Source organism: Clavibacter sepedonicus (assembly GCF_000069225.1).
Classification (GTDB): domain Bacteria; phylum Actinomycetota; class Actinomycetes; order Actinomycetales; family Microbacteriaceae; genus Clavibacter; species Clavibacter sepedonicus.
Genome location: NC_010407.1, coordinates 2,329,099 through 2,351,806, shown reverse-complemented (window position 1 = coordinate 2,351,806; position 22,708 = coordinate 2,329,099). Strand labels below are relative to the sequence as shown.

At 74.1% G+C, this 22,708-nt stretch carries 14 protein-coding genes and 1 pseudogene; 11 read left to right on the top strand and 4 right to left on the bottom strand.

Annotated features, from left to right (window positions below):
• Nucleotides 1–9 precede the first annotated feature (9 nt).
• Nucleotides 10–615 (bottom strand): PH domain-containing protein, encoded by a 606-nt coding sequence (locus tag CMS_RS10965; RefSeq protein ID WP_012299516.1) that lies wholly within the window; start codon nt 613–615, stop codon nt 10–12.
• A gap of 71 nt (nt 616–686) precedes the next feature.
• Here CMS_RS10965 and CMS_RS10960 point away from each other — a divergent pair, with 71 nt between their 5' ends.
• The 4 genes from CMS_RS10960 (at nt 687) to CMS_RS10945 (ending at nt 6,869) form a co-directional block, all read left to right on the top strand.
• Nucleotides 687–2,378 (top strand): ABC transporter ATP-binding protein, encoded by a 1,692-nt coding sequence (locus CMS_RS10960; RefSeq protein WP_012299515.1) that lies wholly within the window; start codon nt 687–689, stop codon nt 2,376–2,378.
• A 99-nt stretch (nt 2,379–2,477) separates the two neighbouring features.
• Nucleotides 2,478–4,331: an ABC transporter family substrate-binding protein gene (locus tag CMS_RS10955; RefSeq protein ID WP_012299514.1), complete on the top strand. Its 1,854-nt coding sequence runs from the start codon at nt 2,478–2,480 to the stop codon at nt 4,329–4,331.
• A 114-nt stretch (nt 4,332–4,445) separates the two neighbouring features.
• A complete protein-coding gene (gene typA, locus CMS_RS10950) occupies nt 4,446–6,353 on the top strand; it encodes a translational GTPase TypA (protein WP_012299513.1) in 1,908 nt (635 codons plus the stop codon).
• A gap of 51 nt (nt 6,354–6,404) precedes the next feature.
• Complete coding sequence (locus tag CMS_RS10945; protein ID WP_223842635.1) at nt 6,405–6,869, top strand: hypothetical protein; 465 nt, start codon at nt 6,405–6,407, stop codon at nt 6,867–6,869.
• 29 nt (nt 6,870–6,898) lie between these two features.
• Here the strand turns inward: CMS_RS10945 and efeB are convergent, their stop codons facing one another.
• From efeB to efeU, 3 genes are all read right to left on the bottom strand, one after another.
• Entirely contained in the window at nt 6,899–8,251 is a 1,353-nt protein-coding gene (gene efeB / locus CMS_RS10940) for an iron uptake transporter deferrochelatase/peroxidase subunit (protein WP_012299511.1), read from the bottom strand.
• Entirely contained in the window at nt 8,251–9,468 is a 1,218-nt protein-coding gene (gene efeO, locus CMS_RS10935) for an iron uptake system protein EfeO (protein ID WP_012299510.1), read from the bottom strand. The genes efeB and efeO overlap by 1 nt, the downstream gene beginning before the upstream one ends.
• A 70-nt stretch (nt 9,469–9,538) precedes the next feature.
• Nucleotides 9,539–10,438 carry an iron uptake transporter permease EfeU gene (gene efeU, locus CMS_RS10930; protein ID WP_012299509.1) on the bottom strand — a complete coding sequence of 300 codons (900 nt, stop codon included), beginning with the start codon at nt 10,436–10,438 and terminating at the stop codon, nt 9,539–9,541.
• Nucleotides 10,439–10,617: 179 nt separating this feature from the next.
• On the opposite strand from efeU, the gene CMS_RS10925 reads away from it, so the two are divergent.
• From CMS_RS10925 to CMS_RS10900, 7 genes and pseudogenes are all read left to right on the top strand, one after another.
• Nucleotides 10,618–11,976, top strand: coding sequence for a PIG-L family deacetylase (locus CMS_RS10925; protein ID WP_012299508.1), 1,359 nt, complete (start codon nt 10,618–10,620; stop codon nt 11,974–11,976).
• Between the two features lie 40 nt (nt 11,977–12,016).
• Nucleotides 12,017–12,337, top strand: a complete 321-nt coding sequence (gene fdxA, locus CMS_RS10920; RefSeq protein ID WP_012299507.1) for a ferredoxin — start codon at nt 12,017–12,019, stop codon at nt 12,335–12,337.
• A gap of 5 nt (nt 12,338–12,342) precedes the next feature.
• A complete protein-coding gene (dapC, locus tag CMS_RS10915; RefSeq protein WP_012299506.1) occupies nt 12,343–13,467 on the top strand; it encodes a succinyldiaminopimelate transaminase in 1,125 nt (374 codons plus the stop codon).
• Nucleotides 13,468–13,629: 162 nt separating this feature from the next.
• On the top strand, nt 13,630–14,955 hold the full coding sequence (locus CMS_RS10910; protein WP_012299505.1) for a citrate synthase: 1,326 nt from the start codon (nt 13,630–13,632) through the stop codon (nt 14,953–14,955).
• 157 nt (nt 14,956–15,112) lie between these two features.
• Nucleotides 15,113–15,688 (top strand): annotated as a pseudogene (locus tag CMS_RS18260) (serine/threonine-protein kinase); the annotation flags it as partial.
• Nucleotides 15,689–15,696: 8 nt separating this feature from the next.
• The gene (locus CMS_RS18255) at nt 15,697–16,671 is read left to right on the top strand and encodes a serine/threonine-protein kinase (RefSeq protein WP_306295602.1); all 975 of its coding nucleotides are present in this window, start codon (nt 15,697–15,699) and stop codon (nt 16,669–16,671) included.
• Complete coding sequence (locus CMS_RS10900) at nt 16,650–22,691, top strand: Ig-like domain-containing protein (RefSeq protein WP_223842634.1); 6,042 nt, start codon at nt 16,650–16,652, stop codon at nt 22,689–22,691. The genes CMS_RS18255 and CMS_RS10900 overlap by 22 nt, the downstream gene beginning before the upstream one ends.
• The last annotated feature ends 17 nt before the right edge of the window (nt 22,692–22,708 follow it).

Genomic DNA, 22,708 nt, shown 5'->3' with positions numbered 1-22,708 from the left:
GGTCGCGCCTCAGATCGGGCCGGTCAGCACCGTCGCCGCGACGAGCACCGCGAGCACGGCGATCTCCGCCCAGTGCGTTCGCACGCGCGGGGCCTCCTCCTCCACCGGGCCGCCCAGGTGGCCCGCCTCGCGGAGGTCGGCCAGGTGCAGGCGGATCACCGTGGCCGCGTCGCCGGAGTCGGTGCGGGGCAGGTCGCCGCGGCGCGCGTCCTGCATCATGGCGCTGAGATACGGCTGGTTCCGCTCCTCCTTCGTCGTGATGTAGGCGTTCGAGTGCCGGCCGGGCGCCGGGGCGGCCCAGGCCGTGACGCGTTCGTGCGCGGTGGTGATGTTCAGAGCCCACTTGGTGTCGACCTCGCGGATCGCGGGCCACGAGAACTCGTGCGTGCGGAAGACGTTGCGGATTTCGATGCCCTCGGTCGCGATGCGCACGCGCGGGTGCCAGAAGACGAGCCACGACGCGTAGGCCAGCATGACCGGGCCCCACACCGCCGTCGGCAGGAGGTCGGCCCGACCCCCGACCACGGTGCTCACGAGCACCAGGACCGCGATCGCCGAGACGATCACGGTCAGCAGGCGTCCGAACGACGGGCGGATGACGACGGGCTGATCCATGGCCTCATCGTCCCACGGCCCGCCTCGGCACCCCTCGACACCCCCACTTCCAGCAGCCAGGAGTACGCAGCATGAGCGCTCACGCGAACGGGACGGACCCGATCGTCCCCATCCTCGAGGTCTCCGGCCTCGGAGTCGACTTCTGGGTCGGCGACGAGTGGATCCCCGCGGCCATCGACCTCGACTACAAGGTCAACCCGGGCGAGGTCCTCGCGATCGTGGGCGAGTCCGGCTCCGGCAAGTCCGTCAGCTCCATGTCGCTGCTCGGCCTCCTGCCGAAGAACGGCCGGGTCCGGGGGAGCGCGAAGCTCAAGGGCGTCGAGATGGTGGGCGCCGACCAGGCCACGCTGCGGAAGGCACGCGGCAACGACATCGCCGTGATCTTCCAGGAGCCGATGACGGCGCTCAACCCCGTGTACACGGTGGGTTTCCAGATCGTCGAGGCCCTTCGGGTCCACAACTCGATCATCCCGTCGGCCGCCAAGGTGCGCGCGCTCGAGCTGCTGAAGCTCGTCGAGATGCCGGATCCCGAGAAGGCGTTCGACTCCTACCCGCACCAGCTGTCCGGCGGCCAGCGCCAGCGCGCGATGATCGCCCAGTCGCTGTCGTGCGACCCCGACATGCTCATCGCGGACGAGCCCACCACGGCGCTCAACGTGACGATCCAGGCCGAGATCCTCGACCTGCTGCGCAGACTTCACCAGCGCCTCAACAGCGCGATCGTGATCATCACGCACGACATGGGCGTGGTGGCCGACCTCGCGACCAACGTCATCGTGATGAAGAGCGGCCGCATCGTCGAGCGCGGCTCGGTGCGCGAGATCTTCCAGGCGCCCAAGGACCCGTACACGAAGCAGCTGCTCGCGTCGGTGCCGCACCTCGGCACGGGCGAGGCCTCGCAGGTCGAGATCGCCGAGCGCACCACCGAGCCCGCCATCTCCCTCAAGGAGGTGGACATCGACTACCCGAAGCTCGGCCGCGTGCCGGCGTTCCGGGCGGTCACGGGCGCGTCGTTCGACATCCACCCCGGCGAGGTCGTCGGCGTCGTGGGTGAGTCGGGATCCGGCAAGACGACCATCGCGCGCGCCGCGGTGGGCCTCCTGCCCGTCGCGGGCGGCGAGCTCACCGTCGCCGGTCGGCGCATGACCGGGATCTCGGCGAAGGACCTCCGGGCCGTGCGCCGCGAGATCGGCATCGTGTTCCAGGACCCGGGCTCCTCGCTCAACCCGCGCTGGCCCATCGGCCAGAGCATCGGCGAGCCGCTCGAGCTCTCGGGCCAGTTCTCGAAGAAGCAGCAGAGCGACCGGGTCGAGGAGCTCCTCGAGCAGGTGGAGCTGCCGCGCAGCTTCCGCAACCGCTACCCGAACGAGCTCTCCGGCGGCCAGCGCCAGCGCGTCGGCATCGCCCGGGCCCTCGCGCTCCGGCCCAAGGTGCTCGTCGCCGACGAGCCCACGTCGGCGCTCGATGTGTCGGTGCAGGCCCGCGTGCTCGCGCTGCTGCAGGAGATCCAGAAGGAGCTCCAGTTCGCGTGCCTGTTCGTCAGCCACGACCTCGCAGTGGTCGACTTGCTCGCCGACCGCATCGTCGTGATGAACCACGGCAAGATCGTCGAGCAGGGGCCGACCGAGTCGATCCTCCGGAACCCCCAGCACCCGTACACGCAGAAGCTCATCGCCGCCGTGCCGCTGCCGGATCCCGACCAGCAGAAGGAGCGCCGCGAGCTCCGCGAGGCCCTGCGGGACCAGCAGCCGCCCGCGGCCTGATCCGCGCCGCACGACCCGGCTCGCCGCCCATAGCGCCCCCCCTCGCGGGGGCGCGCGGGCGGCGGGCCTCGTCGTGCCGCTCGCGTAGGATCGACGGCGATGGACAGCGACACGCGAGGCCCCGAGGCCATAGGAGCCCGGCGCCCGCGAGGGATCCGCCGGGTCGTCCGGGGCGCATCCGCCGCCGTCGCCGTTGCGCTCGTCGCCGGCCTCGCCGCCTGCTCGCCGACCACCGGCATGGTCGCCGACACGGAGATCCGCGCCGCCGTCCCCACCACCTTCACCTCGTACAACGCGGCGTCGCGCACGGGCGGCACCGAGGGCAACCGGGAGATCGTGCACGCGACGAACTCGCGGTTCTCCGAGGTCGCCGCCGACGGCACGGTCGCCACCGACCCGGGCTACGGATCCGCGCGGGTCGTCTCGCGCGACCCCTTCACCGTCGAGTACACCGTCGCGGAGGGCGTCCGCTGGTCCGACGGCGAGCCCGTCGACGCGGCGGACCTCCTGCTCGCGTGGGCCGCCGGATCCGGCGCGCTCGACACCCCCGGCTACGACCCGGCCGGGTACGTCGACGATGCGACGGGCGGCTACACGGGTCCGCTCCCCGAGCAGACCGTCTTCTTCGACGCGGCCGCCGACGAGGCGCTCACCCACGTCACCCGCACGCCCGAGATCGGGGACGGCGGCCGGTCGATCACCATGGTGTTCGACCAGTACACGCCGGACTGGCGCCTCGCGTTCGAGGTGGGCCTGCCCGCGCACAGCGTGGCGCAGCTCGCGCTCGACATGTCGAGCCCCGGCCGTGCGAAGCAGACGCTGGTGGACGCCGTGCAGGATCGCGCCCCCGAGCTCCTGTCGCCCATCTCCGACGCGTGGAACCGGGGCTTCGGCGTGGCCGAGATCGCGGCGCACCCCGATCGCGCCGTGGGCTCGGGCCCGTACGCCATCGAGTCGATCGACCCGGGGACCTCCATCACGCTGCGCGCCAACCGCTTCTACACGGGGCTGCACCGGCCGTCGGTCGAGCGCATCGTCGTGTCCACGATCGAGGATCCGGACGCCGCCGTCGCCGCCCTCCAGGCGGGGGACGTCGACGTCATCGCGCCAGCGGCCGACGCGGAGGTGGCCGACGCGCTGTCCGGGATCGACGGCGTGCAGGTCGTGCGCGGATCCTCCGCCTCCTGGGAGCGCCTCGACCTGCAGACGCTCGGCGCGCGCGACCCCGCCATGTCCGACGCCGCGGTCCGCACGGCCTTCCTCTCCACCATCCCGCGCGACGCGATCGTCCGCGAGGCCGCGCTGCCCGTGGATCCCGACGCGACGACGCGCGACTCCTTCGTGCTCGCGCCCGGCACGGACGGGTATGCCGACCAGGTGCGCGCGAACGGGTCCAGCCGCTTCGGCGACGTCGACCTCGACGAGGCGCGGCAGCTGCTCGCGTCGGTCGGGCGGGCGGCCCCCGAGGTGTGCGTGCTCTTCGACCCCGCCGACCCCCGCAAGGTGGCCGCGTTCGACGCGATCCGCGACTCCGCCGAGAAGTCCGGCTTCGTCGTGACCGACTGCTCGACCCCGCAGTGGGAGAGCGTCCTCGACCAGCCGGGCGCCTACGACGCCGCGCTCGTCTCGTCGGAGGACGCGTACCCCTCCGTCGCCGGGATCCGCGCCGCGCACGAGGCCAGGGCCGACGCGCGCGACGGACAGGCGACGGCCGACCCCGACGTCGCGTCCCTCTTCTCCTCGCTCAGCCGCACGGAGGACGCGGACGCGCGCGACGAGCTCCTCCTGCGCCTGGACCGGCGCATGTACGGCGACCGCGCCGGCCTCCCGCTCTACCAGCTGCCCGCGCTCGCGGCCGTGCGCGACCGGGTCGGCGGGGTGCAGGTCTCGCCGCACCAGGCCGGGATCCTCGACGACGCCTGGCGCTGGACCCTCTCTCCCGACGCTCCCTGAGCCCGGCTTGCATCGGCACGGTAGGCTGGTGGTCGCTGGGAATAGCAGACGGCGGCTCTTCGCCCTCCTCCCTTGATGACAAGGCCGGCACCCTCTCCACTGAAGGACAGCACTATGGCGCTAGTCGCGCGCAACGACCTCCGCAATGTGGCCATCGTGGCCCACGTCGACCACGGCAAGACCACGCTCGTCGACGCCATGCTCAAGCAGACGAACTCGTTCGACGCCCACTTCGAGGGCGAGGACCGCATGATGGACTCGAACGACCTCGAGCGCGAGAAGGGCATCACGATCCTCGCGAAGAACACCGCGGTGCTCTACAACGGGAAGCACGCGGACGGCTCGCCCATCGTCATCAACGTGATCGACACCCCGGGCCACGCCGACTTCGGCGGCGAGGTCGAGCGCGGCCTGTCCATGGTCGACGGCGTCGTGCTCCTCGTCGACGCGTCCGAGGGCCCGCTGCCCCAGACGCGCTTCGTGCTCCGCAAGGCGCTCGAGGCGAAGCTGCCCGTGATCCTCCTGGTCAACAAGACCGACCGCCCCGACGCGCGCATCGACGAGGTCGTGGCCGAGAGCCAGGACCTCCTCCTCGGCCTCGCATCCGACATGTCGGACGAGCACCCGGACCTCGACCTCGACGCGATCCTCGACGTGCCCGTCGTGTACGCGTCCGGCCGCAACGGCGCCGCGAGCTCGAACAAGCCCGAGAACGGCACGCTGCCCGACAACGACGACCTCGAGCCGCTCTTCAAGGCGATCCTCGATCACGTCCCGGCGCCCACCTACGACGACCAGCACCCGCTGCAGGCCCACGTCACCAACCTCGACGCGTCGCCGTTCCTCGGCCGCCTCGCCCTCCTGCGCGTCTTCAACGGCACGCTCAAGAAGGGCCAGCAGGTCGCCTGGGTCAAGCACGACGGATCCGTCAAGAACGTGAAGATCACCGAGCTCCTCATCACCAAGGCGCTCGACCGCTTCCCGACCGAGTCCGCGGGCCCCGGCGACATCGTCGCCGTCGCCGGCATCGAGGACATCACCATCGGCGAGACGCTCGCCGACCCGGAGGACGTCCGCCCGCTGCCCACCATCACGGTGGACGACCCGGCCATCTCGATGACCATCGGCACCAACACCAGCCCGCTCATCGGCAAGGTCAAGGGCCACAAGCTCACCGCCCGCATGGTCAAGGACCGCCTCGACCGCGAGCTCATCGGAAACGTGTCCATCAAGCTCGTCGACATCGGCCGCCCGGACGCGTGGGAGATCCAGGGCCGCGGCGAGCTCGCGCTCGCGATCCTCGTGGAGCAGATGCGCCGCGAGGGCTTCGAGCTCACCGTCGGCAAGCCGCAGGTGGTCGTCAAGCAGGTCGACGGCAAGGTGCACGAGCCCTACGAGCACCTCACCATCGACTCGCCCGAGGAGTACCTCGGCGCGATCACGCAGCTCCTTGCCGCCCGCAAGGGCCGCATGGAGGGCATGAGCAACCACGGCACCGGCTGGGTCCGCATGGAGTTCGTCGTCCCGTCGCGCGGCCTCATCGGCTTCCGCACGGAGTTCCTCACCATCACGCGCGGCGCCGGCATCGCCAACGCCGTCTCGCACGGCTACGAGCAGTGGGCGGGCGAGATCACGACCCGCGTCAACGGCTCGATCGTCGCCGACCGCGCCGGCGTGGCCACCCCGTTCGCCATGGTGGCCCTGCAGGAGCGCATGTCGTTCTTCGTGGAGCCGACCCAGGAGGTCTACGAGGGCATGGTCGTGGGTGAGAACTCGCGTGCCGACGACATGGACGTGAACATCACCAAGGAGAAGCAGCTGACCAACATGCGTCAGTCCACCTCCGACTCCTTCGAGCGCATGACCCCGTCGCGGAGGCTGACGCTCGAGGAGTGCCTCGAGTTCGCCCGCGAGGACGAGTGCGTGGAGGTCACGCCCGAGTTCGTCCGGATCCGGAAGGTCGAGCTCGACGCCAATGCGCGGCAGCGGAAGACCTCGCGGCTGAAGAAGCAGAACGCGTAACGCAGCATGACCCCGACGAGCCCGTCCGGCAGGTCCCTCCGCAGGAGGGAGTTGGCGGCCGGGCTCGTCCTCGTCCCCGCCCTGTTCCTCACGGGGTGCAGCCAGGTGGGCGAGGTCGTCCGCGACGCCGCCCACGAGGGCGCGAAGCAGGTGCGCCACAGCGTCGAGGACGTGATCGGCGACACGCTCGGCAAGGTGCAGGTCTCCACGGACGGCCACGTCCCGCCCTCCTTCCCGACGGATGCCGTGCCCTTCGCCGAGGGCAAGCTGCTCGGCGGGGGAGCTGCGCCCGAGGGCGCCGGCTGGGTGGCGCAGGTCGCCGTGCCGGACGTCGCGGGCGGGTTCGCCGACGCGCAGGCGCGGCTCGAGGCCGCCGGCTACGCCTCGAGCGACGTGGCGAGCGACGCGCAGAGCGGATACGGGCGGTTCACGACCGACGCGTACTCGGTCATCGTCACGGTGTCGGCGGATCCGGGCTCGCCCGTCGCCACGTACGTGGTCCTGCCCGCGGGCTGAGATCCGGGCCGGTCGGGCGCCGCCCGGGCTCAGGACGCGAAAAGCGTCTCCCCGACGTACCCGTCGCGCGTCGCGCCCGGCGGCACCGCCCAGATCCCGCTGCCCACGTGCCGCAGGTACTCGTTCATCGCGTCGCGGGCGAGGCTCCGCTGGATGGGGATGAACTGCGTGCGCGGATCCCGCTGGAACGCCAGGAAGAACAGGCCCGCGTTCAGTCGCCCGAGGTCGTCGTTGCCGTCGACGAAGTTGTAGCCGCGGCGCAGGAGCACCGCGCCGTCGTTGGCGTCCGGGTGCGCGAGGCGCACATGCGACGCGGGGTCGATGAGCGGTGCGCCCCCGCGCCCGACGGCGTGGAAGTCGGGCGCGGTCATCTCGGTGCCGCCGCTGAGGGGCGCGCCGGATCCCTTCGTGCGGCCGACGACGCGCTCCTGCTCGCGGAGCGACGAGCGGTCCCACGTCTCGATGGTCATGCGGATGCGGCGGGCGACCAGGTACGAGCCGCCCTGCATCCACGCCTCGGCGGGGGAGGATCCCGCGTCGGCCCAGACGTGGTCGTCGACCTGGCGCGTGTCCTCCGACTTCACGTTCGCGGTGCCGTCCTTGAAGCCGAACAGGTTCCGCGGGGTGACCTGCGCGCGGCTCGTCGAGGAGGTGCGGCCGAAGCCGAGCTGCGACCAGCGGATGGAGGCGCGGCCGAACGCGATGCGCGACAGGTTGCGGATCGCGTGCACGGCCACCTGCGGGTCATCGCTGCACGCCTGGATGCAGAGGTCGCCGCCCGTGGCCTGCGGGATGAGGGCCTCGCCCGGGAAGCGCGGGAGGTCGACGAGCGCGGCGGGCCGGCGGTCGGCGATGCCGAAGCGGTCGACGCCGTCGGCGGTCGTGAACAGCGAGGGGCCGAGGCCGAACGTGATGGTGAGGCCGGCGGGCGGCAGGTCCAGAGCCTCGCCCGTGTCGTCGGGCGGGGAGTCGTACGGGCCGTCGACCGCGCCGAGCGTGCCCGCGGATCCGCCGGCCGTCATGCGCGCGGCCGCGGCGCTCCAGTCCTTGAGCAGCGAGATCAGCCCCGCGCGGTCGATGTCGGCGACGTCGAACGCGGCGAAGTGCAGGCGGTCCTGGGCAGGGGTCGTGATGCCCGCCTGGTGCGCGCCGTGGAACGCGTACGTAGCGCCGCCCGCGGCCTGGCGCACGCCCGCGAAGGCGCGGTCGGCCAGGACGCCGCCGGCCGAGCCGACCAGGCCGCCGCCGAGCGCGCCCGCGCCGAGGAGGCCGAGGATCCCGCGGCGGGAGATGCCGGCGGGTGCCGAGGCGGCCGGGGGAGCGGGGGTCGCGGGAGCGGGCGCGGGAGCGTCGTCGGCCGCCGTGGTCTCGTGGTCCGTCATCAGCCGACAAGCGCGCCGGTGAGCTTCGACAGCGGCTCGGCCAGCGCGTTGACGCCGTCCGCGAGGCCCTTGACCTGCTCGGTGGTGAGCCTGTCGTAGGTCGTGAAGCCCTTGTCGAGGGTTCCGTAGGCGGCGAGCTCCGTCTCGAGCGACGCGAACTGCGCGTCGAGCGTGGCCACGAGCTGCGGGTCCTTCGGGGCGACGATGTCGCGGACGCCCTCGTACGCGACGCGCGCGCCCTCGAGGTTGGCCTGGAAGTCCCAAAGGTCGGTGTGCGACCAGATCTCCTCCTCGCCGGTGATCTTGCCGGAGGCGACCTCGTCCATCAGCCCGACCGCGCCGTTGGAGACCGTGGAGATGTCGACCGAGAAGCCGTCCGCGTGCACCGCGTCGTAGAGCTCCTGCGTGTCGGCGGTCAGCTCCTGGGCGAAGTGCGCGCGATCCGCGGTGCCGAGCGGCGTGTAGACGTCGCCGCCGTTCGCGTCGGGCGAGGGCTGCCAGAGGTCCTTCTCGATGCGGTGCCACCCGGTCCACTCGGTGCCGGGCTCGACGTCGGCCTCGCGGAAGTCGATCTCTGGGTCGAGGTCGCCGAAGGACTCTGCGACGGGCTCGACGCGCTCGTAGTACGCGCGGGCCGTGGGGTAGAGGGAGCGGGCTCTGTCGTCGTCGCTCGCGAGGTACGCGTCGGCGAACTCCTGCGTGGCCGGGAGCAGGCGGCCGACCTGGTCCTTGACGTAGGCGAGGTACGCAGCGGCCGCGTCCTGGCCCTGCTGCTCGGCGTCGCCCGCGAGCGCGACCTGGTCGCCCGTGACGGTGAAGGGCGCGCGGCCCACGCCGTCACCGACCATGCCGGGCTTGCAGACCGTGTAGTAGCTGCCGGGCTGGGCGGTGAGCACGAGGTCGCGCTCGATCCCGGGGCTCACGTTCTCGACCTCGCCGACGATGCGGAGGCCGTCATCCGCGAGCAGGTAGAACTCGGTGACCTGGTCGGTGGAGTTCGTGACGTGGAACGAGACCGTGCCGCTGGGGGCGGTCGCGGCGGACACGGTGCACGCGTCGGCGGAGCTGTCGACCGTGAGCTGCGTGACGCCGGAGTCCGCGGAGGCGGCACCGGCGCCGGCGTCGGCGGATCCGGTCGGGGCGTTCGCGACGCAGCCGGACAGGGCGAGGGCGGCGCCGGCGAGCAGGGCGGCGGCGGGGAGGGTCGAGCGCTTCATGGGACCTCGGGGGAGCGGGCCGGCGGTGCCGGGCGGTGGATGGAGCGGGAGAGCGGGAGGGATGCGGGCGTCAGCGCGCGGCGGGTGCGTCGGCGACGCGGGGTGCGTCGCCCGCGGGAGCGGTGTCGACGCGGGCGGCCGGGGGTGCGTCGGCCGGTCGCGCCCGCCGCCCCCGTCGCGCGAGCGTCAGGTAGACGGTGAGCGTGGGCACGACGTACAGCACCCACGTGATGGCCTCGAGCCAGGTGGTGGCGGGGGAGAAGTTGACGGTGCCCTTGAGGAGCGTGCCGTACCAGGATCCGGGCGGGACAGCGCCGGAGACGTCGAACGCGAGCGCGCCGAGGCCCGGGAGGATCCCCGCCTCCTGCAGGTCGTGCACCCCGTACGCGAGCACGCCGCCGGCCACGACGATGAGGAGCGCGCCGGTCCAGGTGAAGAAGCGCGCGAGGTCGATGCGGAGCACCCCGCGGTAGACGAGCCAGCCGAGCGCGACCGCGGTGACGAGCCCGAGGCCCGCGCCGACGAGCGGCATCGTGGTGGCGCCGGTGGCCTGCACGGCCGACCAGAGGAACAGGGCCGTCTCGATGCCCTCGCGGCCGACGGCGAGGAAGGCGACGGCGACGAGGCCCCACGCCGCACCCGCGATGGCCCGGTCGACCGCGCCCTGCAGCTCGGAGCGCATGTCCTTCGCGGTGCGGAGCATCCAGAACACCATCCAGGTGACGAGGCCCGTCGCGACGATGGAGAGGGATCCGCCGATGGCCTCCTGCGCCTCGAACGTGAGGCCGTAGGCGCCGTAGGTGAGGATCGCGCCGATGGAGAGCGCGAGCAGGACCGCGAGCCCGACGCCGAGCCAGAGCCGGCCGAGCACGTCGCGACGGCCGATCTTGACGACGTAGGCGATGAGGATGGTGACGACCAGCGCGGCCTCGAGGCCCTCGCGCAGGCCGATCAGGTAGTTCGCGAACACGCGTGCGCCTCTCCGGGCGGAGGGCGCGACGGGATGCGCCCTATTGCTGAGTCTGGGGAAATGTAGGTGAGGCTTGCCTTACCTCGTGCACAGTAGCGCGGGGGCGGGGGGCGCGTCCAGTCGATCCTCCCCGGGCAGCGCCCAGGGAGCGGTTCGCGGCCCGCGGCTAGGATCGCCGGATGACATCCGGCACGTCCCGACGCCCCGATCGGGCCGCCCGCACCGCCCGTCCCGAGCGTGAGCACGTCCTCCTCGTGCACGCCCACCCCGACGACGAGAGCATCGTCACAGGCGGCACCATCGCCAAGCTCGTGCGCGACGGCGTGCCCGTCACCGTGCTCACCTGCACGCGCGGGGAGCGCGGCGACGTCATCCCCGAGGAGCTCCGCTACCTGGAGGGCGACCTGCGCGCGCTCGCCGACCACCGCGAGACCGAGCTGGCCGACGCCATGGCCGCGCTCGGCGTCACCGACCACCGATTCCTCGGCGACGCCGACGCGCGCTGGCGCGGCCTCGAGGCGCGCCGCTACGTCGACTCCGGCATGGAGTGGGGCGACGACGGCGTGCCCGTGGCGCTGCGCCCGCTCGATCCCGACTCGCTGTGCGCGGGCGACGAGGCCGACGAGGCGCGCGACGTGCTCGCGGTGATCGCGGACGTCGACGCCACGAGCGTGATCACCTACGACGACCACGGCGGCTACGGACACCCGGACCACGTGCGCACGCACCTCATCGCGACCTGGGCGGCCGAGGAGGCGGGGATCCCCGCGTACCTCATCACGACGACCGCGTCGTCGGCACGCGAGGCGCACGAGCTCGTGGCCGCGCGCGGTCGGTTCCCCGCGCCCGACGCCGATCCCGCCGGCACGCTCGTGCTGCCGGACGACCAGGTCGACCTCGCCGTGGACGCGTCCGAGGTGCTCGACGCGAAGATCCGCGCGATCGCCGCGTACCGCACCCAGACCGTCGTCGACGGCGACCAGTTCGCGCTCTCGCACGGCATCGGCGCGCCCATCGCGCCCGTCGAGCTGTTCCGGCTCCACCGGCCCGCCGGCGCGACGCCGGACGACGGCGCACCGCGGCCCCCGCGCGGCGCGCAGCGCATCGGCACGGCGGTCGCGTCGCTCGTGCTCGGCCTGCTGGTGGGCGCGGTCGGAACGGCCGCGCACCGCGCCACGCTGCCCGTGGGCGGGATCCCGCTGCCGGTGGGCCTCGTGCTCGCGCTCGCGACGCTCGCGTGCCTGCTGGTCGCGTTCCGCCTGCTCCTCGTCGACCGCCTGCACGCGCTCTGCCTCGGGCTCGGCGTCGTCGCCGCCGTCGCGGTGCTCGGCACGCAGGGGCCGAGCGGATCCGTGCTGTTCCCCGACGACGGGCTGAGCCAGGTCTGGGCGATCGCGCCCGCGATCCTCGTCGCGGCCGTCGTCGTGTGGCCGCGGTTCTCGAACCGCGCGCCCGGCTCCGCGGCCCGCCCGGATGCCGCCGCTGCCGCGGGATCCGGCGCCCCGGCCCCGGCCGGGACCGGTTCGCGCGCCGCGTAGACTCGTCGCGCCGCACCGCTCCCGGAAGGACCCGCCCGAAGTGACCTACGTCATCGCTCTGCCCTGTGTCGACGTGAAGGACCGCGCCTGCATCGACGAGTGCCCGGTGGACTGCATCTACGAGGGCGAGCGGAGCCTGTACATCCACCCCGACGAGTGCGTGGACTGCGGTGCGTGCGAGCCGGTGTGCCCCGTCGAGGCGATCTACTACGAGGACGACCTGCCCGAGAAGTGGTCGGACTACTACACGGCCAACGTCGAGTTCTTCGCCGAGATGGGATCCCCGGGCGGCGCGACGAAGGTCGGCGTCACCGCGGGCGACCACCCCGTGATCGCTGCCCTCCCCATCCAGAACGGCTGACGCGCGTGGCCCTCGGCGAGCTCCCCGACTACCCCTGGGACCAGATGGCCCCGTACGCCGAGCGGGCGCGCCGCCACCCCGACGGCATCGTCGACCTCAGCATCGGGTCGCCCGTGGATCCGACGCCCACGCTCATCCGCGACGCGCTCGCCTGGGCGACGGACGCGCACGCGTACCCCACCACCGTCGGCACGCCGGAGCTCCGGCAGGCGATGGTCGACTGGCACGCGCGTCGGCGGAACGCGACGCTCGGCACCGACCAGGTGCTGCCGACCATCGGGTCGAAGGAGATGGTGGCCTGGCTGCCGTTCATGCTCGGCCTCGGCGAGGGGGACGCGGTCGTGCACCCCCGCGTCTCCTACCCGACCTACGCGATCGGCGCGGCGCTCGCCGGCGCGGAGAGCGTGCCCGCCGACGATCCCGCCGAGTGGCCCGCGCACACCCGCCTCGTCTGGCTGAACTCGCCCGGCAACCCCGACGGCCGGGTCCTCGGCGTCGACGAGCTGCGCGCCGCGGTCGCCCGCGCGCGCGAGCTCGGCGCCGTCATCGCGAGCGACGAGTGCTACGCCGAGCTCGGCTGGGACGGGGAGTGGGCCTTGGGGCCGACGCCCTCGATCCTCGACGCGCGCGTCGTCGGCGACGACCACGCGGGCGTCCTCGCGCTGTACTCGCTCAGCAAGCAGTCGAACCTCGCCGGCTACCGGGCCGCGCTCGTCGCGGGCGACCGGGAGCTCATCGCCCGCCTCATCCGCGTCCGCAAGCACGCGGGGCTCCTCCCGCCCGCGCCGCTGCAGCACGCCATGACCGTGGCGCTCGGCGACGACGCGCACGTGCGCGTCCAGCGCGAGCTCTACCGCGCGCGCCGCGACGTGCTGCGTCCCGCGCTTGAGGACGCCGGCTGGCGCATCGACCGCAGCGAGGCCGGCCTCTACCTCTGGGCGACCCGCGGGCAGGGCGCCTGGGAGGGCATCGCCGAGCTCGCCGACCTCGGGATCCTCGCGGGCCCCGGCCCGTTCTACGGGGACGCGTCGCCCGAGCACGTGCGCCTGTCGCTCACGGCCACGGACGAGCGGATCGCCCAGGCGGCGGCGCGGCTCCGCGCCGGTGCGACCACCGGGCGGACCGCGTAGCACGACCTCCAACGGACGCGCACGGATGCTGGCGGAGGCGACAGTGTCCCGGTCGGCCCTTTAGGCTGTAGTCGGCTCGGATCCCGACGCCGCGACGGCGTCACGAGCGTCCCGCGGCGCGCATCCCCCTCCGGGCCATCCACCCAGACTCGAGGAGGCGCCGTGACCGATGGCGGGCAGCAGGCGGACGACCGGCCGAAGGCGGACGAGAAGCCCACGGCGACCCTGACGTACCCGGGCGGCCGGATGGAGTTCCCCATCCTCCCCGCGGTCGAGGGCGCGTCCAGCATCGACATCTCGGCGCTCACGAAGAAGACCGGGCTGACGACGCTCGACAACGGCTTCGTCAACACCGCGTCGACCCGCTCGGCCATCACGTACATCGACGGCGAGCAGGGGATCCTCCGCTACCGCGGCTACCCCATCGAGCAGCTCGCGCGCCACTCGAGCTACCTCGAGGTGGCCTGGCTCCTCATCCACGGCGAGCTGCCCACGAGCGACGAGCTCGCCGGGTTCGAGGACGACATCCGCCGCCACACGCTCCTGCACGAGGACTTCAAGGGCCTGTTCCGCGCGCTGCCCACCAACGCGCACCCCATGTCGGTGCTCTCGAGCGCGGTCTCCGCGCTCTCCACCTACTACGAGGACTCGCTGAGCGTCCACGACCCGGAGCAGGTCGAGATCTCGACCCTCCGCCTGCTGGCGAAGCTGCCGGTCATCGCGGCGTACGCCCACAAGAAGAGCCTCGGCCAGGCGTTCCTCTACCCGGACAACTCGCTGGGCTTCGTCGACAACTTCCTGCGCCTGAACTTCGGCAACAACGCGGAACGGTACGAGGTGGACCCGGTGGTCAGCCGCGCGCTCGAGCGCCTGCTGATCCTGCACGAGGACCACGAGCAGAACGCGTCGACGTCGACCGTGCGGCTCGTCGGATCCACCGAGGCGAACATGTTCTCCTCCGTCTCGGCCGGCATCGGCGCGCTCTTCGGCCCGCTGCACGGCGGCGCGAACGAGGCCGTGCTCGCGATGCTCGGCCGCATCCGCGACTCCGGCGAGGGCGTCGACCGCTACGTCGAGCGCGTGAAGAACAAGGAGGACGGCGTCCGCCTCATGGGCTTCGGGCACCGCGTCTACAAGAACTTCGACCCGCGCGCCCGCCTCGTGAAGGAGAGCGCCGACGAGGTGCTCGAGGCCCTCGGGATCCAGGACCCGCTGCTCGACATCGCCAAGGAGCTCGAGGCGGTCGCGCTCGCCGACGACTACTTCATCGAGCGGAAGCTCTACCCCAACGTGGACTTCTACACGGGCGTGATCTACAAGGCGATGGGCTTCCCCACGCGCATGTTCACCGCCCTGTTCACCATCGGGCGCCTGCCGGGCTGGATCGCGCACTGGCGCGAGATGAACGAGGACCGGTCGACGAAGATCGGCCGTCCGCAGCAGCTCTACATCGGCCAGCCCGCGCGCGACCTCCCGCCGCGCGACTAGCGGGACGAGGATGACGGGCGCTCCCGAAGAGGGGGCGTCCTGAGGCCGCAGACCCGTGTACCCGCGCGGATCGGCGACCTAGACTCGTCTCACAGCGAGAGATCCATCCGCCGCCCGCAACAGCCCCTGCCGTCGGTCCCGACCCGAAGAGGGGGCCATGGCCAGACGCCTGCCGTCCTCCCCGCCGGTGCTGCCGGGGTTCACGTACGTGACGGTCCTCGGTTCCGGGGGCTTCGCCGACGTGTTCCTCTACGAGCAGGACATGCCGCGCCGCCAGGTCGCCGTGAAGGTGATGCTCGCGGAGATCGTGACCGAGCGCCTCCGCGCCATGTTCCGCGCCGAGGCCGACCTCATGGCGCAGCTCAGCGCCCACCCGTCCGTGCTCACCGTGCACCAGGCATCCGTCGCCGCCGACGGCCGCCCGTACCTCGTGATGGAGCTGTGCTCGTCGAGCCTCAGCGACCGGTACCGGCGCGAGCCGCTGGGCGTCGCGGAGGTGCTGCGCGTGGGGATCCGCATCGCGAGCGCCGTGGAGACCGCCCACCGCGCGGGCGTGCTGCACCGTGACATCAAGCCGGCGAACATCCTCACGACCGCGTTCGGGCATCCCGTGCTCAGCGACTTCGGCATCGCCTCGACGCTCGAGGACGCGGCCGCGACCGACGCGGTGGGCCTCTCGATCCCGTGGTCGGCGCCCGAGGTGCTCGCCGACGAGAGCCCCGGCACCGTGCGGAGCGAGGTGTGGTCGCTCGCGGCGACCGTGTACTCGCTGGCCGCAGCCCGTTCGAGGTGCCGGGCGGGCAGAACGCGCCCGCCGACCTCGTCGCGAGGATCCAGAGGGCCAGGCCCCTGCCGACCGGGCGCGACGACGTGCCCGAGCGGCTCGAGCTGGTGCTGCGCCGCGCGATGTCCCGGCAGCCGTCGGCGCGGCCGGAGTCGGCGCTCGCGTTCGTCCGCGAGCTGCAGGCGGTGGAGGCGGAGCTGCGGCTCGCGCAGACGCCGCTCGAGGTCGCGAGCGAGGAGTGGGCGTCGGCCGTGGCGGCCGGCGTCGACGAGGACGACGACCCGACGCGCGTGCGCGGCATCGTGCAGGTGGATCCGGGGACGACCGGGTCGGGCGGCGCGGGCGGCGTCCGGCGGGCGAGGCGGAAGGCGGCACCCGCGTCCGCGCGCGCGACGGCCGGGGCCGGGGCTGCTCGTCCCGGCGTCCCGGCGACCGCCTCCGACCCGGTGCGCGCGGGATCCGCGTCCACCTCCCTCGGCCGGTCGGGATCCGGGCCCGTCGGCCTGTCCGCCCCCGTGCGGCCCGCGGCCGCCGGCCGGCGCGCGTTCCTCGGCAGGCACCGCGTCGCGATCGCGGCGGCGGCGGCCGGCGCGGTCGTCGCGAGCGTGATCGTCGGCATGCTGCTCGGCGGGTCGGGCACCGGCACCGCGGCGCGCGACATCCCGGTGGTGGACGAGATCCGGGCGTCCGCGGCGGCCGACGGCGTGCTGTTCTCCTGGAGCGACCCCGGTCTCGGCGCCGACGACGCCTACCAGGTGGTCCGCGACGGCGGCCTGCCGAGCACGCAGCGCGACACGACCTTCCGCGTGACGGCCGGCGCCGGCGGGGCGGGCGGCGCCGCGGGCGAGCGCGCCTGCATCCGCGTCACCGTCACGCGCGACGGCGTCGCCGGGGACGCGTCGACCGAGAAGTGCGCGGAGCTGCCGCGATGATCCGCGAGTGGATCCGCCGCCACCGCCAGGCCGCGACGACCGTCACCGGCGGGGCCGTCGTGCTCGCCCTCCTCACGGGCTTCGCGCTCGTGTCGGACGGCTACCAGGCGCAGCGGGTCGACCTCGACGACGGATCCGTGTGGGTCGTCAACTCGGCGCAGCAGGCCATCGGCCGCGCCAACACGTCCGTGCTCGAGCTCGACAGCGTCGTCGACTCCCGCAGCGAGGACATCGACGTGCTGCAGGCCGGATCCACCGTGCTGCTCGCCGACCGCGGCAGTTCGCGCCTCGACGTGGTCGACGACGCGACGAGCGCGGTGGTCGACACGGCGCCGCTGCCCGCGGGCGCCGAGGTCATGCTCGCGGGATCCCGCGCCGCGATCCTCGTGCCGGCGACCGGCCAGCTGTGGCTCGTGCCGGTGGCGGGCCTCTCCGCGTTCGACGCCGCGAGCGCGCCCGCGCTCCTCCTCGGGACCGACGCCGTCGCGTCGATGGGCGACGACGGGACGCTCCTCGTGTACTCGGCCGCGACGGGCGCGCTGTCGCGTATCCAGGCCGCCACCGAGGACACGGTGAGCGAGACCGTGGACGTCGGGCCCGTCGGCGCGCCCGTGGACGAGGCGGCCGACGCCCTCGCCGACCCCGCGGCCGCGCTCGCGGGCGAGACCGTCCAGGCGGGGGATTCCGGCCGACCCGCCGGGCAGCGGCTCGCGCTCGCCTCCGTCGGCGACCACTGGGCGCTCTACGACGCCGACGCGCGCGCCCTCCTCGTCGACGGGCGCACGGTCGACCTCGCCGGATCCGTGGCCGCGGACGCGCGCGTCGCCCTCCAGCGCGCCTCCTCGGACGGGAGCGGCGTGCTCGTCGCGCACTCGGGCGGACTCGTCGACGTGCCCGTCGCGGGCGGCGAGCCGGTCGTCGTCTCCGGCGACGCGCGCGGCGAGCCCGCGCGCCCCGTCCGCGTGGCCGGCTGCGAGTACGCGGGCTGGACCGACGGATCCGGCTGGCAGCGGTGCCTGGCCCCCGCCGTGCTCCCGGGTGCGGGCGAGGTCGACCAGGACGCGCGGCGCACGGCGGCGGGCGCGACCGGCGACCTCGGATCCATGCCGCAGCAGGCGTCCCTGCGCTTCGTCGTCGACGGCGCGCGCGTCGTGCTCAACGACACGCGCGGCGGCACCGCCTGGGCCGTGCAGCGCGACGCGGGCCGCATCGACAACTGGTCGGACCTCATCGACCGCGACCGCTCCGACACCGTCGTCGAGCAGAACACCGCGGACACCCCGCCCGAGACCGACCGCGTGCAGCAGCCGCCCGTCGCGGTCGACGACGACCTCGGGGCGCGGCCCGGCCGCACCACCGCGCTGCCCGTGCTGCTCAACGACCACGACCCGAACGGCGACGTGCTCGTGATCGACTCCGTCACACCCGTGGACGCCGAGGTCGGCGCGGTCGACGTCGTGGACGACGGCCAGGGCCTCCAGCTCGCGCTCGCCGCGCGCGCGTCCGGCACGGTGCGGTTCTCGTACGTCGTGAGCGACGGGCGCGGAGGCACGGCGACGGCGGACGTGCGGGTCGCCGTGCGCGCGCCCGACGAGAACGCGCCGCCCGTGCAGGTGCGGCCGGCGACCGGATCCGTGGCCGAGGGCGACCGGCTGCAGACCGACGTGCTGGGCGGGTGGTACGACCCCGACGGGGATCCCGTGTACCTCACGCGCGCGAGCGTCGCCGCGCCCGACGCCGTCAGCTGGAAGCCCGAGGGGCGCGTCGTCTACACGGACGCGGGGGCCGGCGGCGACACGCGCACGGTCGCGCTGCAGGTGTCCGACGGGCGCGAGGAGGGATCCGGGGAGCTGGTCGTCACCGTGCGCCGCGAAGGGGACGTGCCGCTCGTGGCCGAGGGCTTCGTCGTGCAGGCGTCGCTCGGGCGCGAGATCACGGTGGAGCCGCTGACGCACGCGCGCGGCGGGAGCGGCGCGATCCGGCTGGCGGCCGTCCCCGCGCGGGCCGGCGTGCAGATCACGCCCGACCTCGAGGCCGGCACCTTCCGCCTGCAGGGCGGCCAGGCCGGCACGCACCTGCTCGAGTACACGGTGACCGACGGGCGGACCACGGCCACGGGCGTCGTGCGCGTCGAGGTGCGCGGGGCCGTCGAGTCCGACGGACGGCCCGTGACCGTGCCGCACACCGTGTTCGTGCGCGCGCTCCAGGCGCAGGACGTGGACGTGCTCCAGGCCGACTTCGACCCCGCGGGCGGCGTGCTCGTGATCACCGACGCGACATCGCCCGACGACGCCGTGGGCGTGCGCGCGGAGGTCGTCGGGCAGCGGCTCGTGCGGATCAGCCTGACGCGGCCGCTCGACGGACCCGTGGACGTCGCGTACCGCGTGAGCAACGGCGTGGCCGAGGCGACCGGCGTGATCACCGTGATCGAGGTGCCCGAGCCGGCCGTCCGCCAGCCGCCCGTCGCGACCGACGACCGCGTCGCCGTGCGCGTGGGCGACGCCGTGGACATCCCGGTGCTCGCCAACGACGAGCAGCCCGACGGCGACGCGCTGCGCCTCGACCCCGTGCTCGTGGATCCGCTGCCCGAGGGCGCCGGCCTCCTCTTCGCGAGCGAGGACCGCCTCCGCTACCTCGCGCCCGACCGCACGGGCGACTACACGGCCGTCTACCGCGCGGTCGCGCCCGACGGGCAGTGGGCGACCGCGACCCTCACCGTGTCCGTGCGCGAGGCCGACGTCGCGACCAACGCGGCGCCCGTGCCGCGCCCGCTCACGGCGCGCGTGCTCGCGGGGGAGACCGTGCGGATCCCGGTGCCGCTCACCGGCATCGACCCCGACGGCGACTCCGTGCGGCTGCTCGGGCAGGACAGCGGGCCGGAGAAGGGGCAGGTCATCGAGGTCGGGCCGGACTGGATCGACTACCAGGCGGGCGACTACTCCACCGGCACCGACGCGTTCGCGTACGCCGTGGTCGACGGGCTCGGCGCCCGGGCGACCGGCACGATCCGCGTGGGCATCAGCACGCGCGTCGAGGGCGCCAGGAACCCCGTCGCGACCGCCGACACCGTGACCGTGCGGCCCGGCCGCGTGCTGCGCGTGCAGGTGCTCGCGAACGACACGGATCCCGACGGCGGCGCGCTCGAGCTCGTGTCGGTGCAGCCGCAGGCCGAGGGGCTCGTCGCGGGCCTCGACGGCGACACCGTCCGCGTCGTCGCGCCCGAGCAGGCCGGGCGCTACGGCTTCGTCTACGGCGTGCGCAACGCGCGCGGCGGGAGCGACGAGGCGTTCCTCACCGTGATCGTGGATCCCGCCGCGCCGCCCACCCGGCCCATCGCGCGCGACACGGTGCTGCAGCTCTCCGACGTGCTCGACCGGTCGAGCGTCGACGTGGACGTGATGCGCAGCGTCTTCTCCGCGGAGGGCGACGCGTCGTCGCTCGTGCTCGCGGTCGGCGCGGGCTACGAGGACGTGGCGCGCGTGACGGCCGACGGGCGGATCCGCGTCGAGGTCGGCGACGAGCGCCGGATCGTCCCGTTCACGGTGGCGCAGCCGGACGACCCCTCGATCTCGGCGACGGCCTTCGTCTGGGTGCCCGGCTTCGAGGACACGCTGCCGCAGCTGCGCGTGGGCGTGCCGCGCCCGACCGTGGCGAGCGGCGAGCGGCTCGTGGTCGAGCTCGACCAGCAGGTGGTCGCCGCGGGCGGCCGGGCCGTGCGCATCGCCGACCCGAACTCGCCCCAGGCGACGCACGCCGACGGACCCGTGGAGCTCGTGGACGAGGACACCGTCGCGTACCGGAGCGAGCCGGGGTACTTCGGGCCGGCGGCGATCTCGTTCACGGTGACCGACGGATCCGGATCCGGCGCCGACGGCGGGCGCACGGCCGCGCTCGTGCTCCCCATCACGGTCACGCCCACCGAGAACCAGCCGCCCGTGTTCACGGGCGCGGTCATCGACCTGGAGCCCGGGCAGTCCAAGGACGTCGACCTCGGCCGCCTCACCACCTACCCGTACCAGGACGACCGCGGGCAGCTCGCCTTCGCGCTGGAGGGGGCCGTCGCCGCCGGCTTCCGCGCGTCGGTCGACGGCGGCACGCTCCGCATCTCGGCCGACGAGGCCGCGGCGACGGGACAGGCCGCGTCGTTCCCGGTGAGCGTCCGCGACGCCACGCAGACCGGGCGGGCGGGCCGCGTGGACCTCCGCGTGGTGCCGTCGACGCGCCCGCTCGCCGAGCCCGCGACCGACGAGGGCGAGGTGACCCGCGGATCCTCCACGTCCATCGACGTGCTCGCCAACGACCAGGCGGGCAACCCGTTCCCGGGCACGCCGCTCACGGTCGCCTCCATCCGCGGCGCCGACGGCGCGAGCCTCCCTGCCGGAGTGACGGTGACGCCGTCGGCCGACCGCGCCACCCTCGCCGTCAACGCGTCCGCCGACGCCGAGCCCGGCGACGTGCGCGTGCAGTACGAGGTGCGCGACGCGACGGGCGACGCGGGGCGGGCCGCGTTCGGCACCGTCGTGATCCACGTGCAGGACCGCCCGGGGCCCGTCTCGGCCCTCCGCGCGTCCGGCTTCGCGGACCGGTCGCTCACGGTCGCGTTCGAGCCGGGCGCCTTCAACGGATCCGCCATCACGGGCTACCAGGTGCGCGTCCTCCGCGGCGGCACCGCGACCGCGGCCGTCGTCTGCCCGTCGACGACGTGCACCGTGCCGACGCCCGGCAACGGCCCCGCGGCCTCGGTGCAGGTGGAGGTGGTGGCGATCAACGGGGTCGGCACCTCGGACCCGGTGTCGATCTCGGGCCTGTGGTCGGACGTGCTCCCGGCCGCCCCCGCCGGCCTCGCGATCGAGCCGCTCGTCGACGGGCTCCGCGTCTCGTGGCAGCCGTCGGCGGTGCCGTCGTCGTCGAGCCCCGTCACGCAGTACGTCGTGGGGGTGGGCGGCATCACCCGGCAGGTCGCGGCCGACGCCACGAGCGTCGAGGTGCGGGATCCGTCGCTCGTCGCCGAGGTGCCCGTCGCCGTCGCGGTGGCCGCGCGCAACAGCGCCCAGGTGCAGGACGCATCCGCGTGGCTCGCCGCCACCGCGACCGGCACGCCGCGCGGCGCTCCGACCGCGACGGGCGTGCCCGGCGCCGTGGCCGACCCGGCCGACGAGACGCGCGTCACTGTGTCCTGGCCCGCGTTCCAGGGCCAGGGCGTCGACGGGATCCGCTACCTCGTCGCCGCGTACGCCCCCGGCTCCGCGCCCGGCTGCTCCGTGCCCACCGAGGGCGTCTCGCCGTGGTCGGCCGAGCACGGACCCGCGGTCGACGTCGGCGGCGCGACCAGCCACGTGTTCACGGGCCTCGCCACGGATCAGCCGGTCGCCTTCGCGGTGCTCGCCGCCAACAGCCAGGGCTGCACGGTCGTCGAGGCCGGCCAGCTGATCCCGCGCACGGCGCCGTCGACGCCCGTCGTCACGGTCGACCTGCCGAGCCCGGACCGCGGGAGCGACGGCGTCTTCCGCGCGGTCCTCGCCGACGCCCGCTACCGGCCGGGCGACCCGTCCGCGTCGGCGCTGCTGCTGTACCGGGTCGACGGGCAGGGCGACGGCGTCCCCATCGGCGTGGGCCAGGCGCTCACGCTGCCGCGCACGGGCGTCGGCGCGACGATCCAGGTGCGCGTCGTGGAGGACTCGGGCGACGGGCGCCAGCGCTCGAGCGGCTGGTCGGATCCGGTCTCCGCCGGCACCGCCGTCGACGCGCGCGCGGGCGACGTGCGCTCGGCGACCGACGACGCCGGCGTCACGGCCTTCTCGTGGACCTCGATGCCGCCGGCCGCGGGTCGCGGCGCGCGCGTCGGCGACGGCAGCGGGTACGCGCGCAGCGAGTGGCGCTGCGGCGGCCAGGGCGCGTGGACCGACGCGTCCTCGGGCGCGGCCGGGTCGTGCGCGGTCCCCGCGGGCGGCGAGCGGATCCTGGAGGTGCGGGTCACCGCGAACTCGGGCACCCTGTACACGTACGCCCACCGCGGATGACGGCCGAACCCGCGGCC

What these genes read in the sequence shown, in the direction of transcription:
- CMS_RS10965 (WP_012299516.1), bottom strand. Translation starts at nt 615, where the DNA reads ATGGATCAGCCCGTCGTCATCCGCCCGTCGTTCGGACGCCTGCTGACC.
- CMS_RS10960 (WP_012299515.1), top strand. Translation starts at nt 687, where the DNA reads ATGAGCGCTCACGCGAACGGGACGGACCCGATCGTCCCCATCCTCGAG.
- CMS_RS10955 (WP_012299514.1), top strand. Translation starts at nt 2,478, where the DNA reads ATGGACAGCGACACGCGAGGCCCCGAGGCCATAGGAGCCCGGCGCCCG.
- typA (WP_012299513.1), top strand. Translation starts at nt 4,446, where the DNA reads ATGGCGCTAGTCGCGCGCAACGACCTCCGCAATGTGGCCATCGTGGCC.
- efeB (WP_012299511.1), bottom strand. Translation starts at nt 8,251, where the DNA reads ATGACGGACCACGAGACCACGGCGGCCGACGACGCTCCCGCGCCCGCT.
- efeO (WP_012299510.1), bottom strand. Translation starts at nt 9,468, where the DNA reads ATGAAGCGCTCGACCCTCCCCGCCGCCGCCCTGCTCGCCGGCGCCGCC.
- CMS_RS10925 (WP_012299508.1), top strand. Translation starts at nt 10,618, where the DNA reads ATGACATCCGGCACGTCCCGACGCCCCGATCGGGCCGCCCGCACCGCC.